Source organism: Paenibacillus sp. DCT19, from assembly GCF_003268635.1.
GTDB lineage: Bacteria > Bacillota > Bacilli > Paenibacillales > Paenibacillaceae > Paenibacillus.
In genome coordinates this window covers 6,052,763-6,067,894 of sequence record NZ_CP029639.1, presented here as the reverse complement: position 1 = coordinate 6,067,894, position 15,132 = coordinate 6,052,763, and the positions used below count along the sequence as shown (strand labels likewise).

9 protein-coding genes and 1 pseudogene are annotated in these 15,132 nt (G+C 46.4%); 8 read left to right on the top strand and 2 right to left on the bottom strand.

Annotated features, from left to right (window positions below; translation table 11 throughout):
- Window positions 1–23 precede the first annotated feature (23 nt).
- Complete coding sequence (locus tag DMB88_RS27555) at window positions 24–1,763, top strand: glutamine--tRNA ligase/YqeY domain fusion protein (protein WP_128103845.1); 1,740 nt, start codon at window positions 24–26, stop codon at window positions 1,761–1,763.
- A gap of 1,278 nt (window positions 1,764–3,041) precedes the next feature.
- Here the strand turns inward: DMB88_RS27555 and DMB88_RS27550 are convergent.
- Entirely contained in the window at window positions 3,042–4,268 is a 1,227-nt protein-coding gene (locus DMB88_RS27550) for an MFS transporter (protein ID WP_128104634.1), read from the bottom strand.
- A gap of 116 nt (window positions 4,269–4,384) precedes the next feature.
- Here DMB88_RS27550 and DMB88_RS27545 point away from each other — a divergent pair, with 116 nt between their 5' ends.
- Entirely contained in the window at window positions 4,385–4,996 is a 612-nt protein-coding gene (locus DMB88_RS27545) for a molybdenum cofactor guanylyltransferase (RefSeq protein WP_164848802.1), read from the top strand.
- 206 nt (window positions 4,997–5,202) lie between these two features.
- On the opposite strand, the gene DMB88_RS27540 is transcribed toward DMB88_RS27545, so the two are convergent.
- The gene (locus DMB88_RS27540) at window positions 5,203–6,186 is read right to left on the bottom strand and encodes an AraC family transcriptional regulator (protein WP_128103843.1); all 984 of its coding nucleotides are present in this window, start codon (window positions 6,184–6,186) and stop codon (window positions 5,203–5,205) included.
- 309 nt (window positions 6,187–6,495) lie between these two features.
- Between DMB88_RS27540 and DMB88_RS27535 the strand changes: the two are divergent.
- From DMB88_RS27535 to DMB88_RS27510, 6 genes and pseudogenes are all read left to right on the top strand, one after another.
- A pseudogene (locus DMB88_RS27535) lies at window positions 6,496–8,504 on the top strand (beta-galactosidase).
- 289 nt (window positions 8,505–8,793) lie between these two features.
- Entirely contained in the window at window positions 8,794–10,584 is a 1,791-nt protein-coding gene (locus DMB88_RS27530) for a sensor histidine kinase (RefSeq protein ID WP_254438364.1), read from the top strand.
- The gene (locus tag DMB88_RS27525) at window positions 10,581–11,678 is read left to right on the top strand and encodes a response regulator transcription factor (protein WP_254438363.1); all 1,098 of its coding nucleotides are present in this window, start codon (window positions 10,581–10,583) and stop codon (window positions 11,676–11,678) included. The genes DMB88_RS27530 and DMB88_RS27525 overlap by 4 nt, the downstream gene beginning before the upstream one ends.
- Window positions 11,679–11,835: 157 nt before the next feature.
- Entirely contained in the window at window positions 11,836–13,116 is a 1,281-nt protein-coding gene (locus DMB88_RS27520) for an ABC transporter substrate-binding protein (RefSeq protein WP_128103842.1), read from the top strand.
- 228 nt (window positions 13,117–13,344) lie between these two features.
- Window positions 13,345–14,229, top strand: a complete 885-nt coding sequence (locus DMB88_RS27515; RefSeq protein ID WP_056702097.1) for a carbohydrate ABC transporter permease — start codon at window positions 13,345–13,347, stop codon at window positions 14,227–14,229.
- Entirely contained in the window at window positions 14,226–15,053 is an 828-nt protein-coding gene (locus DMB88_RS27510) for a carbohydrate ABC transporter permease (protein WP_128103841.1), read from the top strand. Before DMB88_RS27515 ends, DMB88_RS27510 begins: the two co-directional genes overlap by 4 nt.
- Window positions 15,054–15,132: the final 79 nt, after the last annotated feature.

Here is a 15,132-nt window from a genome sequence, read left to right as displayed (position 1 = left end):
ATTCCTGAAGCTCCAATCCATTTATGAAAGGTTTGATAGCTGTGGACAATCGTACCACCCCACCTAACTTTATCAAAAATATCATCACCGAAGATCTCCGGTCTGGAAAAGTCCAGGAAGTTATTACCCGTTTTCCTCCGGAACCGAACGGTTATCTGCATATCGGACATGCCAAAGCAATTTGGATTAACTTTGCGCTGGGCGGCGAGTTTGGCGGCAAGACGAATCTGCGCTTTGATGACACGAACCCGGTTAAGGAAGACGTAGAATATGTACAATCTATCCAGGAAGACGTGAAATGGCTCGGATATGAGTGGAACGAGAAACGTTTTGCCTCGGATTATTTCGATGAGATGTACAATCGTGCGGTCTTGTTGATCCAAAAAGGAAAAGCTTACGTTGACGACCAAAGCGCCGACGAAATTCGTCAAATGCGCGGAACGCTGACGGAGCCAGGCAAGAACAGTCCGTACCGTGATCGTTCGGTAGAAGAGAATCTTGATCTATTCACACGTATGCGTGCAGGCGAATTCAAGAACGGAGAGAAAGTGCTGCGCGCCAAGATTGATATGGCTTCGCCAAACATCAACTTGCGTGATCCAGTAATCTACCGGATTTCACATGCACACCATCACAACACAGGTGACAAATGGTGCATCTACCCGATGTATGCTTTTGCACACCCGTTCGAAGACGCTATTGAAGGTGTGACGCACTCCCTCTGTTCCCTGGAGTTTGAGGATCAACGTCCATTCTATGATTGGGTCATCGCGGAGTGCGAGATGGAGAGTAAACCACATCAATACGAGTTCGGTCGCTTGAATCTGTCTCAGATGGTGACTAGTAAACGGAAGCTGAAGCTGCTCGTCGACGAAGGTCATGTAGATGGATGGGATGATCCACGTATGCCAACAATCTCCGGCCTACGCCGCCGAGGCTATACGCCAGAAGCCATTCGTGATTTCGTATTTGAGACAGGCATTTCCAAGAGCCAAGGGGTTATCGATATTCAAACGCTAGAGCACTTTGTACGGGAAGATTTGAAACTGAAAGCTCCGCGTACGATGGCAGTTCTACACCCACTCAAGGTCGTGATTACGAACTACCCTGAGGGTCAAGTGGAGTGGCTTGAGGCTGAGAACAATGTGGAGAATCCAGAGATGGGTAACCGTCAAATTCCGTTCTCCCGTGAGATTTATATTGAGCAAGATGACTTTATGGAGAATCCGCCGAATAAATATTTCCGTTTGTTCCCTGGCAACGAGGTTCGTCTGAAGCACGCTTACTTTATCAAATGTAACGATGTGATCAAAGATGCAGAAGGTAATGTAGTGGAGATCCATTGTACGTATGATGTGGAGACGAAGAGCGGCAGCGGATTTACAGGTCGTAAAGTAAAAGGAACGATCCACTGGGTGGAAGCGAGCCAAGCTGTACCTGCGGAATTCCGTCTGTACGAGCCATTGATCTCGGCTGAAGCACCGGAAGCAGACAGCGAACCAGAAGTAGTCGTAGCTGGGGCTGAAGCTGAGGTTGTGGAAGAGCAACCGGAGAAAACATTCCTGGATCAACTGAACCCGAATTCGCTTGAGATTGTTCACGGATACGTAGAACAGGAGATGAAAGAGGCGCAGCCTCAAGATAAATTCCAGTTCTTCCGTCACGGCTACTTCAGCGTAGATCCGAAGCATTCCGAGCCAGGTCGCCCGGTATTTAACCGCGTGGTATCACTCAAAAGCTCATTCCAACTGCCAAAAGCATAAGGTTAGTGGATGAAATAAGTGTCTGTTCATCAGCATGTTGGTGAGCAGACAAGTTATAAGATAGAGAAGGGGCATCCTATGTCATGGTCAATCATGATGAAGGGTGCCTTTTTAGTTTTTTAAGGGGGGAGGGGACTAGTTTAGGAATAGTCTGAGCATAGGTATAGGCGAGACTTTTAGCGTCAGCACAAGTGTAAAAATAAGCACGGGTATGGCAATGAGCATAAGAAGCAGAAATAGGTGTATGAGCATGACTGTCAGTACAAGCTAAGTATGAGTATGGGAATTAGCGTTAGTACAAGCGGGAACAGAAAAATGAACATGACCATCAGTACAAATAGAAGCAGATGCATGACCATGAGTATTAGCCAAGCATAAGTATGACCAATCAGTATGAGCGCCAGCACAAACAGAACACGGCTGACCATGACTTTCAGAAACAAGCACAATAATAGGCACAAGCACGACCAAGTGCTCCAGCTTGAGTATAAGCAGAATGTGGTCATGACCATGAGCATGAGCACAAGCCGAACATATCCATGACTATATGAGTCTCAGTATAAGCGCAATCAGAAACATGAGCATGCCCATGCGCATCAGCACAAACATAAAACTTGCGTATGAGGTAAGAGCCTAACGAATCGAGGACGCGCTATTTAAGTGTATTTGAACGTTCCAACAATGTAACGAATCGTAGACACTTTATTTCGTCGTATGACCTATCTTTTTAGTAATTTGAAGGTCTTTTTCGCGCAATAAGGTTGCTGAGATTCCTTAGCTTTGGAATACTCTGAAATTGTGGCAAATAAGACGTCTAAGGTTCGTCAGAATTAAAAGCAAGGCTGGGTTGGGAGGAAGGATACACTTAGATGACTTATAAATCGTAATTTGCACCACGTGCAGCTCTCAGCACGTGGTGCCCTGCTGCATGACTAATAAAGGTAAGGGACGATAATGTTACACCGTAACGAAGAGTTTAGCCTTACTACATGTCCTAATCTTTCGTTTCTTATAATGTTAGTTCTGCACCAGTAACGAAGAGTTTAACCTTACTCCCCGCCCTTAATCTTTTGTTTGAATGTTTGAAGTTTTATTTACACCATAACGGAGAGGGCAGAATAAAGCTGGAGAAGCGTAGCGCTCGCCTTTATCCCCGGATTTTACCCTTTGAAAAGGGGATTTCAAAAAATCTGGGGGTAACAGCGATCGGAAGATTGTTCTGTCATCTGAGTGATCCAGTGTAACTTTCGAGCTTATTCAACCTTTGCCAACAAAAGATTAACCATCACCCATTTCCGTCAACACAACAGGCTGATATCCATTCCGCCGATTAATCAGCCACATGATGGCGAAGCCAGCGGCACCAATCAGCGAGAAGAATACTCCGATGTTGTACATAAGTTCAGCACCGAAGCTCTGGAACAACCAGCCGCCAAACAAACCTGCGATAACGCCGGACAGACCGCCCCACGCCATCGTGTAGACAGCTTGACCAGAGGATCGATACGGTCTAGGAATAAATAGCATCGTGAGCTGTGTGCCTACATAGAAGTATCCACCGAAGGTAATGGAGTGCATCAGTTGAATGAGCACCACCTCAATTGGAAGGGTAGACTCAGCCATCAACTGCCAACGGATGGCGAACAGCAGACTAACCAGGACAAGCGAGGCGAGCAGGAAGCTCATCTTTCTTTTCAGATATCGATCCAGCAGTAAGAAGACCCCGACTTCCAGAATGGAAGACGTGAAGATCGCCCAGCCGACCATCTGTTTGTTGCCGCCCATCTCCGTAATATAGAGCGACATGAAAGTGCTATTCATCGCGTTAGGCACGGATACAAGAACGCCAAGTCCAATGAATGCCATGAAATAGGGATTGAACATCACCTTACCGAATCTGCGGAATGTGACCACAGGCGTATCCGAGGCGATTGGTTGTCTGGGCAGAAATACGGAAAATGCAAAGGCAACGATGATCATACACGCGAAGACGATGGATACACTGCCTATGCCAAGTCGGTCAATTAACGGCCCGGCCGCCACCGCAGTCAGAGCCCACCCTAAGGAGCCCCAGAGACGGAAGGAACCGAACTTTTGCGAGGTACCGTCAATGTATCCAAGGATCAAACTATTGGTTTGAGCGAATAACGGACTTTGAAAAAAATAAAAAACGATCATAGCTGTATAGATCCAGGCATAGGTAGGTGCATGAAAGACAGCTTGAGAGAACACAAATGTGCCTCCCATCATAATCATCAGAATAATACGGATATTACGCGATTTATCGCTCCAGAATCCCCAGAACGGATTGGCAAACAAGGAGACAAACGGGCCGATCGCCATGAGGCTACCAATCTCTAATTTGGTCATACCAATCTCTTGCAAGTATAATTGCAGAAATCCGGCGAAGATGGAGATTGCTCCATAGATGAAGAAATTATATAGTTTCAGCGAGACCAAAGAGGGATTGCCTCTTCCGGGTGCATATTTATCCAATAGAGCCATTCCTTTCAGAATCATATTGTTCAATGTATCATTTGTTGTATGGGGTTTCAATGTATAGACTAAAAGCTACTTTTCCTTATCAAGCTTCGAAAATAATAGCACTGGAGGAGATCGTCGTGAATACAACGGATTGGACAGGTATCATTTTGGCAGGTGGGCAATCTAGGCGTATGGGATCGAACAAGGCACTATTATCAGTGAAGGGTTCGACGTTGCTTAGCCAAATCGCTAGTTCAATGATACCGGAAGTCGCCCGCATCATAGTTGCGGGTGGCTCTCATGTCGCCACATATGCAGAACTGGGCTATGAATGTGTTCAGGATCAATATCCCGGCAAAGGACCACTCGCTGGATTGCACGCAGCACTGCAAGCTTCGGACACGAATTGGAATCTCGTATGCGCTTGTGATATGCCATTGCTTAAACCTTCCTTTTTCGCAGGCATGAAGCAATTGGCTGAATCCAGCGATCCACATTCAGTCATTGTGCCACGAATATCGGGACGTGTTCATCCGCTTGCCGGTGTATATCACAGGCGTGTGCTTACAGAACTTACGCAGTGCTTAGACCAAGATCGGTTACGAGTCACAGGTTGGTTGGAGGAAATGAACCCCCTCTATATCGACGTGCAAGAACTGGAAAGCGTAGGTGTTCACGATGCGGTAGTGCAGCTAAGCAATGTGAACACACCAGAAGAGTACCAGTCTATTCGGAATCATGAACGTTAATTGTACCACTTAGCTCCGACATAACCTGTGATCTTTTAGGGGTTGTTCAAAAAGTCCGCTTTTGATTACGAAGTGCATCTTTACCGCCTTATCGCCCCCTGCTTCGTCACTTTCCCTTGACGTACCCCGGTACGCCTGCGGAAAACTTCTTGGCTTGGAACGGAAAATTTTCAAAATCTGCGTTCTTCGGAGTTTTCAGGCACGCCCTAATCGATTCCGTTCACGCTTGAAATCGCGCTGGAAGAATCGAGCGGAGCACTGCGGTTTTTTTTCAAGGTAGAGTTGCGATATTGGAGTGGGCTTTCACCTGTCCAACGTTTGAACTGCCTGCTGAAATGAGACAGATGGGTATACCCAAGCTTCCATGCAATTTCCCCTAGGGATAGCTCCGGTTGTTCGATGAGAACTTTGGCTTCCTGTAATTTAAGGCTTGATAGATATGCGCGCGGTGCTCGTCCGTATACTTTACGGAAGATCTGCAGACCATATCCTGGGCTGATCCCGAACGAAGCGATAATTTGCTCCACCTTTATCGTAGATACGTTGCCATCCTTATTTCTTAGCTGAGCGTGAAAAGCCTGCTTAATCGCTTCTGCAATCGCCCCTGCATAGTGCATAGCCGTCGGTGCGGGTGTATTGGGCGCAGATCCAGACATCGTAGAGACGGGTTCACGATCGGCTGTCTGGGACAAGAGTGCAAATAACTCAAACATCCGTGCCTGCATCATAAACTTATCTGTCGAAGTATAAGCCTCCGTTTGTTTAATCATGCCCATCCAGCTCTCCAGGATAGCGCGCATTTTCAGATTGTCCGGTGTGCCTGCCTCGTAGATTCGACTGTGTCTGGACATCAATTTTAATATAAATACAGGATCGTCCACATTAAAGTGAGCGCTAAAATAAGTCATGCCTGTGGTAGAGACACATTGATTCGTATGTTTGTATCCCGGAGGAATTAAGAGAATGTCGCCTTCTTCTACCAGATGTCTATATCCATGAATGATACTCTCTTGGGTGCCTTCCAGTATGAGCAGAAGCTCAAAGCCTGGGTGTGACTCCTCTGGCATCATCCAGCCCATCTGCACCTGCTGGCTATGTGCGCCGTAAAGCTTGATGTTGCAATCGATAATCGGCAGCCAGTGTGCCATCAGGTGTTGCGGCATTTCTCGAAGCTGTAATTTAGTTTCCATAACGTCACCTCGGAAAAGGGTAAAAACAACTCGCTTTGTACAATCGGCACCCTTAGTATACTTCATTATAATCAGTTTAACCCAGATATTCATAATCATTGGATTCTGGTAAGAAGTAGGGATAGCCTGCATATATAGTACACGGTTATTACTAGATATGTAAACGTTATCATTCTCAGAATCACGAATTGCCTGTTGGATATGTGGAGCATTGCCTTAATTGCTTTAAGTGCATGTTCAAAAGCGGACTTTTTGAACGACATCTTTAACGGAAGTAACATACTTTTCCCATCAGAAGGAGAACTTACAATGGACAAGTTATTATACGGTGTAGCTTACTACGATGAATATATGCCTTATGAGCGATTAGACCAAGACATTCAGATGATGAAGGATGCAGGAATTAACGTGGTCCGTATTGCAGAATCTACCTGGAGCACGCATGAACCACAGAACGGAGTATTCGATTTCTCATCGGTAGACCGTGTTCTGGATGCAATGCATCAGGCCGGGATTCAGGTTATTGTAGGCACGCCAACGTATGCGGTTCCGACGTGGATGGTTAAGGAACATCCGAATGTGCTCGCAACAACGGTGCAAGGACAGGGAAGATACGGCGCACGTCAGATCATGGATATTACGAATCCAACCTATCTGTTCTATGCTGAGCGGATCATCCGCAAGTTGATCTCCAGAGTGAGCAAACATCCAGCTGTTATTGGATATCAGACCGATAATGAGACCAAACACTACAATACAGCTGGGGATAACGTACAGTTGCAGTTCGTCAAATATATGCGAGGCCAATTCAGCTCCTTGGACGAGCTTAATAAAGAGTTTGGACTCGACTATTGGAGTAACCGGATTAATAGCTGGGAGGACTTCCCTTCGGTTGTAGGCACGATTAATGGTAGTCTCGGTGCTGAGTTTGCGAAGTTCCAGCGTAAGCTCGTGACAGACTTCTTGGCCTGGCAGGTTGGCATTGTGAATGAATACAAGCAGGAGGGGCAGTTCGTTACTCAAAACTTTGATTTTGAATGGCGTGGATACTCTTACGGTATTCAAGGAGATGTGGATCATTTTGCCGCATCGAAGGCTTTCGACATCACCAGTGTAGATATCTATCATCCGTCTCAGGATGATCTGACCGGAATTGAAATCTCGTTCGGCGGCGATGTTGCACGTTCAACGAAACAATCTAATTATCTGGTGTTGGAGACGGAAGCTCAGGCATTCTGGCACTGGGTTCCATTTCCGGGGCAACTCCGCCTTCAGGCGTTCAGCCACCTGGCTTCTGGTGCGAATATGGTCGCTTACTGGCATTGGCATTCTATACACAATTCATTCGAGACGTACTGGAAAGGATTGCTTAGCCACGATTTTGAACCTAATCCGGTATACGACGAGGCCAAATCGATAGGCAGTGATTTTGCCAGACTCAGTCCACAGCTCGTGAATATGAAGAAGACCAACCGTGTGGCTGTTCTGTTTAGCAATGAGGCATATACCGCGATCAAGTGGTTCGGATTCAACTTTACCAGTGATAAGAACTATAACGACGTTGTGCGCTGGATGTACGATGAACTGTACAAAATGAATATTGGGTGCGATCTCATCGATCCATCCGTGGAAAGTTATGAAGGATATGATGTCATCATCGTGCCTGCACTATATGCTGCATCCGATGCTCTGCTGGAGAAGCTGAATCAATTCGTTCAGGATGGAGGCCACGTCGTCTATTCCTTCAAGAGTGGGTTCACGAATGAACATGTGAAGGTTCGCTCGACACGTCAGCCGGGAATCATCAGCGAAGCGTGCGGGATTAACTACAGTCTCTTCGTTGAGCCGAAAAATGTTGCGTTGCGAGATGATCCTTTTGCCGTAGGAGAAGAGCAGAACCAGATCCACACCTGGATGGAACTCATTACACCGACCACAGCAGAGGTGCTGGCATGGTACGATCACCCGCACTGGGGACAATACGCTGCAATTACTCAGAACAGCTATGGTCAAGGAAAAGCAACCTATGTGGGATGCTTCACTAGCTCGGCGGTCATCCAGAAGGTGCTGGAGCGTGTGATGAAAGAAGCGGGCGTATGGGGGCGGATCAAGAGTTAGCTTTCCCAATCATCGTGAAGACAGGTGTGAATGAGCAAGGCAACACCATCCGTTATTATTTCAATTATTCCGATCAGCCTGTTTCCTTCGTACACACACAGGAAGGCGGAACCGAGCTTCTGACTGGAACTGCGGTAGAGAAAGGTCAGACGATTGAACTGGAGCGGTGGGGAATTCAGATTATCGAGCAACAAGGGTAGATCATATAGATCGAACTACACATTTACACAAGAACGGAGAGGACAGAAATAACATGGAGAAGCGGAGCGTTCGCCTTTATCCCCGGATTTTCCCCTTCATAAAGGGGAATCAAAAAAATCTGGGGATAACAGCGATCGGAATGTTGTTCTGTCATCGCAGTGGTCAGTGTAAAAAATTAGTTCAATCTATACAGATAAGCACGCCGCATAATAATTGAAAACAAAAGACCAAGACGCCCTCGGCAATATGCTGGGGCGTTTGTCTTATTTTTGCTTGGGAGTGGGCGCCGTGTTAACCGAACTTTATCGCAAGCTTACAGATCCGTTTAAACGTAGCATTCGCAACAAATTGATTCTCACGATGGCTCTGCTTGCCGTGCTGCCTGTCATTGTCATGACGGCGATGGCTGCGGAGAATACTCGTTCTTCCATGGAAGAAGAGATTATGCAAACGAACCGCGCTAATATGAACTGGGCTTCGATCTATCTGGGCGAGCAATTCGCCCGCATGAATAATATCGTCTACTCCATCCAGATCAGTGATGAGGTTCACCAATACCTTGCATTGAATAAGGATGCTTCGGCGGCAAGTCGGTTTGATGAGCAAAAATCCATGTTCAATATGTTAAACAGTGTCTATTACTCCGCTGGAAATTATGTATTTGGTGTGGAGCTGTATTTGAAGGAATTAGATACGTTGTTCACCTTCAACTCGATGGAGAGCCGAATCAAAACCGTTACACAAATTCCGAAGGGGTATCGTGAGCTTTTTGATCAGCATAAGGACTTTACTATCATCAATGATGAGAGTGACCCGGATAAGTTTCATATGACTCGTAGCATGAACCGGTTTGAAGATCAGGAACAGATTGGGGCAATCAGTCTTGAAGTGAAATGGGCTGAATTCAATCAAACACTGGAGCTACTCGACACTCGGGGAGATTATTCGGTGTACATTGCAGATCGATCAGGGGCAATTCTCTATCAGCCTGACCGCACGCAACCGCCATATACGGAAGCGCTGCAACAAGTAACGAAGTCTACCAATGAGTCGGGTTTAATTCGCACAGCCAACGCGTACGTATTTTATAACTCCATTGAGCCATCGGGGCTACGTCTTATTAAAGTTGTGCCTGCCCATGTCATTAATGAGAGCGCGCTAGAAACGATGAAATACGGGCTTGTGGTGGGCGGACTGGCGGCTGCATTTTCTATTGGGATTGCAGTTTTAGTAGCATGGCGCACCTCGAAACCGATTGTTAGATTGGCCAATGCCATGAAGGGCATTCGACTCATTAAGGATAAAGAGGTGGTTCGCAGTGGAAGGGTGGATGAGATTGGGCTGCTGGAGAAAAATCTCCATGGCATGGCGAGCCGCATCCGTGAGCACATTCGGGATAATTATTTAATGAATTTAGAGAAACAGACCGCGGAGCTCAAAGCGTTGCAATCACAGATCCATCCTCATTTTCTCCAAAATACATTACAGATGATCGGCGGCATGATTTATTCACAGAAACCGGAGGACAGCTACAGAGTCATTCGGGCATTAAGCGAGATGTTCCGTTATATCGTCAGAGCCCCGGATGGTCTTGTGCCGCTACAATCCGAATTAGATCAATTGGAGCACTATATGTTGATTCAGAAACAACGATTCGCGAGCAAGCTGGAATACAGTCTGGAGATCGATGGCGTCATTGGTGACTGTTACATTCCTAAGCTATCCCTACAGCCTATCGTGGAGAATGCTTTTGTCCATGGTTTGGAGAAGAAGCAAGGAGAGTGGAAACTGAGCGTAGAGGTGATTCGTGAGCAAGATGAAGTGCTTATCCGAATAAGTGACAATGGTGTTGGGATCGATCAGGACAAATTAAGCGAGATGCAATCAAGACTGTCGAAGATGTCTCAACAGGGGGATCGTGTCTGGAGCACAGGTACAAGCATTGGTCTTGTGAATGCTGCGTCACGAATCGTAATGAATTTCGGGCCTGCGTATGGCATGAGAATTGAAAGTGAACAAGGACAGGGCACGAGAGTGATGATCCGTATTCCCTGTTCAACAGGAGGCGAACGCTTATGAGTAAGGGGCAAATGCAGTATAAAGTGTTGCTCGTGGACGACGAGCCGTGGAATCGAGATATTTTACGTAACCTGGGGGCGTGGGCAGAGCTTGGCATGATCGTAGCCGGTGAGGCGGAGGACGGTCAGGAGGCGCTACAGTTAATTGGACAGCTTCAGCCTCATATTATCATTACGGACATGCGAATGCCCGGTACAGACGGTGTAGAGCTGCTACAGACGTTAAGTGCACAGTATCCGATGATTAAAGTGATTGTGGTCAGTGGGTATGACGATTTCAATTATGCGAAGCATGCGATCCGTCACCGTGCGGCAGATTATTTATTGAAGCCTGTGAATCCAGAAGAGTTAAATGCGGTATTAGCCAAGTGCCTACGCGAACTGGAAAAGACAGCATACGGGCCTGAATCCTGGGAGGCGTATTCGTCGGCCTTTGCTAGTGAGTTTTCGGTATTTCAACATCAGCTCCGGCTGCGCTTCAACGATCTGAATGCTGCAGGGCTTCAAGAATTGTTCCAGCAGTTGGAGAACACATTGGAGGTTACAGGGATTCACAGACCTCAGCAACTAGGGAGAATCGTATACGAATTGCAGACGTTGCATACAGAGCTTTGTGTAACCAATGCGTTGTGTGAGCAGCATTCATCCTCAGCTGTGTTGCCACCTGCCCATATTCTATCCTCCATTTCGACTGCTGTGGAATGGGTGGCTGCTTCTTATGAGCAGGCGTTGGAGCAATTGATTGCACAGCGCAAATTCAAGAATCGGTTGAATCTGGACGAAGTGAAGCAATACATTGAGCAGCATTGCATGGAGCTCATTACATTGGAGCAGCTTGCACAGATCTTTTTTGTCAGCAAGGAATATATGAGTAAGGTGTTCAAGCGGGAATATGGCGTGAATGTGAGTGATTATATCGTACAGCTGCGTATGGCGAGAGCCAAAGAGTGGGTGCTAGATGACCAGATTCCGTTCAAACATATCGCAGAAATGACGGGATATGAGGACGTATCATACTTTTACCGTGTATTCAAAAAACACTTTGGGTTATCGCCTGGTGAGATGCGTAAGAGTCATACGAACTCATTCGACTAATACATGCCGTACACTCGCGTTTCTAGAATCGTGACTTGGATTAAGGTTTAAAATAATACAATCCATGAGTCTAATTTTGTCCAATGAAGCGCTTTCATTTAGTGGTATATAATAATCCCATGAAAGACAAACCAGTCACACCGGGAGGTCATAAGAGATGAAGATATGGAAAAGCGTAGCGAGTGCGGTTCTGGTAAGCGTTCTGCTGGCAGGTTGCGGCTCCAATGCGGGTACAGATAGTTCGGAGGGAGGCACTGCAGCAGGAAGCACCGTTTCACTCAAAATATTCGTCGCACAACCACGGCTGAAAGAACATTACGATAAATATATAGAACAGTTCAAAGCCAAGGAAAAAGCCGAGAAAAATATTGAAGTGAACGTGCAACTGGAGATGCCGCCAGCAGATAATGCAGCTCAAATTCTCAAAACACGTCTTGCCTCCAATGATGCACCAGACGTATTCGCCCTTCATGCTGTGAACGAGATTCCACCGTTCAGTAAGGCAGGGTACTTGGAGGATCTATCCGGGCAACCATTCGTGGATAAACTGCTCGATTCAGTTAAGCCATCGGTTACTGATTCAAGTGGAAAAGTCGTAGCCGTACCTTTGGAAACGCTATCTTGGGGATACCTCTATAACAAGGATATTTTCGAAGAGCAAGGGTTGGAGGTACCAACGACTTTAACCGAGATGAAAGCAGTGGTAGAGAAGCTGAATTCAGCAGGTATTACACCATTTGAACTTTCCTACAAAGAGGCCTGGGTTCCTCAGCTCTTCCTGCCACTTACGGTAGGCGCGCTGTCACAGACGGATCACAAGGATTTCTTAGATAAAATGAATCAGGATCAAGGCTCATTCTCGGACATGAAGGCGATCTTCGATATCTTCGATCTGGTTACAGCCAATGGTACGGAAAGAGCGCTGGAAGTAGGACCAGACGATGCAGCGGCAGCCTTTGCAACAGGCAAAGCGGCAATGTGGGTTCAAGGGCCATGGTATGCAGAGACAATCTTGAAATCTAACCCGGACATGAACTTTGGTGTGGCACCAATGCCGATTGACGACAACCCGGACAATACAAAGATTAACCTGAGTACATCCACTTCACTAGCGGTATCCTCTTCAAGTAAGAACAAAGAAGTGGCGCTCGATTTTGTAAACTATGTGCTCGATGACAAGGATTCCAGCGGCTTCTATGAAGCCTTGAAGTTCAACCCTGTGGCTAAGATTCATGACTTCAAGAGCTTCCCTTGGGTTGACGATGCGCTGAAATATGTGAATGAAGGCAAAGCTTATCAAGATCCGGCTGTTCCTCAAGCGGTCAAAGATGAGTCTGGTAAAGTACTGCAAGGTTACTACTCCGGTCAGTTGAATCAGCAGCAGGTTATTGATGCACTCGACAAGGCATGGAAGTCATACAACAAAGTCAACAAGTAAGGAGCTGCGAGTAACTTAGTACCCGCTATGGTTGACAAAATCCCTGCTGTACTAGGATTTTGTCAACAAACTTAGCGGCACTATATTTCCTCGAAGTCTCTAAGCAGATGAAACGGCTGGCAGAACGCACTTCGTTCCCCCGTTCATACTAAGTCTGTTTATAGAGGTTGTTCAAAAGCTGAAAACCGCCTTTTTGAACACGCACTTATAGTAAAAGGGGGAGATTCTATGGCTACGAATGTGTTCAAGAAGTATCTGTCATTGCTCGCGTTCACTGCGCCTGCCTTTGTCATTTATGCGATATTCCTGCTGATCCCGACATTTAGCGGTATGTTTTATAGCTTGACGGACTGGAACGGACTTAATCGGGATTATAGCTTCATTGGTCTAAGTAATTTTATCGAACTGTTTAAGGAAGACCCAGACTTTCTGAATTCCTTGTGGTTCACGATGAAGTATGTGGTGTTTATGCTTATTCTGCAAAATGGGATCGCTTTGCTGCTCGCCGTGTTCATTGAGACACGGACACGTAGCAAAGGATTGTTTCGAACGTTGTTTTTCATGCCCAATATGATTAGTACAATCATCAGTGCATTTATGTGGACATTCATATTCTCCCAAGTGCTTCCCCAGCTTGCTGAGAAACTTGCGTTCTCTCTACTGGATCAGCAATGGCTGGGTGATCCCAAGGTCTCCTTTTACTCCATCATTATCGTGTCGCTCTGGAATGGTGTGGGGTACATGATGATCATCTATCTTGCAGCATTGCAAGGTGTGCCGAAGAGTCTGAAGGAAGCTGCCACGATCGATGGAGCGAATGCATTCCAGGTGTTGCGTAATGTGGTCATGCCGATGATTACTCATGCGATAACGATCTGTTTCTTCCTGACATTGAACGGTGCTTTCAAAGTGTTTGAAGTGGTATATGGTCTGACAGGTGGCGGCCCGGGTAGAGCCACACAGGTTATTACGATGAACATCTATGAAGAGGCATTCTCCAATAACTTCAGGTATGGATATGCAAGTGCCAAATCGGTTGTGCTATTCATCATCGTTCTGATCTTCACATTGATTCAGATTACGGTGATGAAGAAGAAAGAGGTGGAAGCATGAGGATACAACGACTGAACAGCTATCTCATCCGACTGCTGCTTATCATAGGTTCTCTCTTCGCGATGCTGCCGATCTATATGGCTGTGGTGAACTCGTTCAAGACACAAGGCGAGATGTTCCAATCCTTTATCGCACTGCCGACCAAGCTGCACTGGGAGAATTATGCGGACGCATTTACCAAAATCAATCTGCTGCACAGCTCCATGAACTCGGCAATTGTCTCATTTCTTGGCATCGGCGGCATTGTACTCACAGCCTCCATGGCTGGATACAAGCTGTCACGAACATCAGGCCGACTCAGTAACATGATCTTCTTCCTGTTTGTAGCATCCATGCTGGTTCCGTTTCACTCGATTATGATCCCGCTGACACGGATGGCAAGAGGACTTTCAGTTCAGGGCAGCACGTATGGATTGGCTCTGATCTACATTGGACTTGGCGTTAACATGGCAATCTTCCTCTATCACGGGTTTGTGAAGTCAATTCCGCGGGAATTAGAGGAGTCTGCACAGATGGATGGATGTAATGAGTTCCAGACATTTTTTCAGATCATTTTCCCGTTATTATTACCGATCACGGTAACTATTGCGATTTTGGATTTCCTCTGGATATGGAATGATTTCTTGTTACCTTTGTTGATGCTCACCGATGTGAATAACTACACGCTCATTTTGTCCACGAATATGCTGTTTGGCGAATACAACAAGGAATGGCCGCTAATTCTATCTTCCTTGGTGTTAACCGCAATTCCCGTCATTCTGATCTATGCTTTCTTCCAGAAGTTCATCATGGAAGGGATTGCTGAGGGTGCAGTAAAAGGATAAGCGAGAGAAGACTAAACGAGGAGCAGATGTAAGGGGCAAGGAAGAGAGAGTGCAGAATACAGAGCAAAGGATATAAAGC

Bases quoted from the DNA above. Each gene is read 5' to 3' on its own strand.
- DMB88_RS27555 (WP_128103845.1), top strand. From the start codon at position 24: ATGAAAGGTTTGATAGCTGTGGACAATCGTACCACCCCACCTAACTTT.
- DMB88_RS27550 (WP_128104634.1), bottom strand. From the start codon at position 4,268: ATGGCTCTATTGGATAAATATGCACCCGGAAGAGGCAATCCCTCTTTG.
- DMB88_RS27540 (WP_128103843.1), bottom strand. From the start codon at position 6,186: ATGGAAACTAAATTACAGCTTCGAGAAATGCCGCAACACCTGATGGCA.
- DMB88_RS27525 (WP_254438363.1), top strand. From the start codon at position 10,581: ATGAGTAAGGGGCAAATGCAGTATAAAGTGTTGCTCGTGGACGACGAG.
- DMB88_RS27520 (WP_128103842.1), top strand. From the start codon at position 11,836: ATGAAGATATGGAAAAGCGTAGCGAGTGCGGTTCTGGTAAGCGTTCTG.
- DMB88_RS27515 (WP_056702097.1), top strand. From the start codon at position 13,345: ATGGCTACGAATGTGTTCAAGAAGTATCTGTCATTGCTCGCGTTCACT.
- DMB88_RS27510 (WP_128103841.1), top strand. From the start codon at position 14,226: ATGAGGATACAACGACTGAACAGCTATCTCATCCGACTGCTGCTTATC.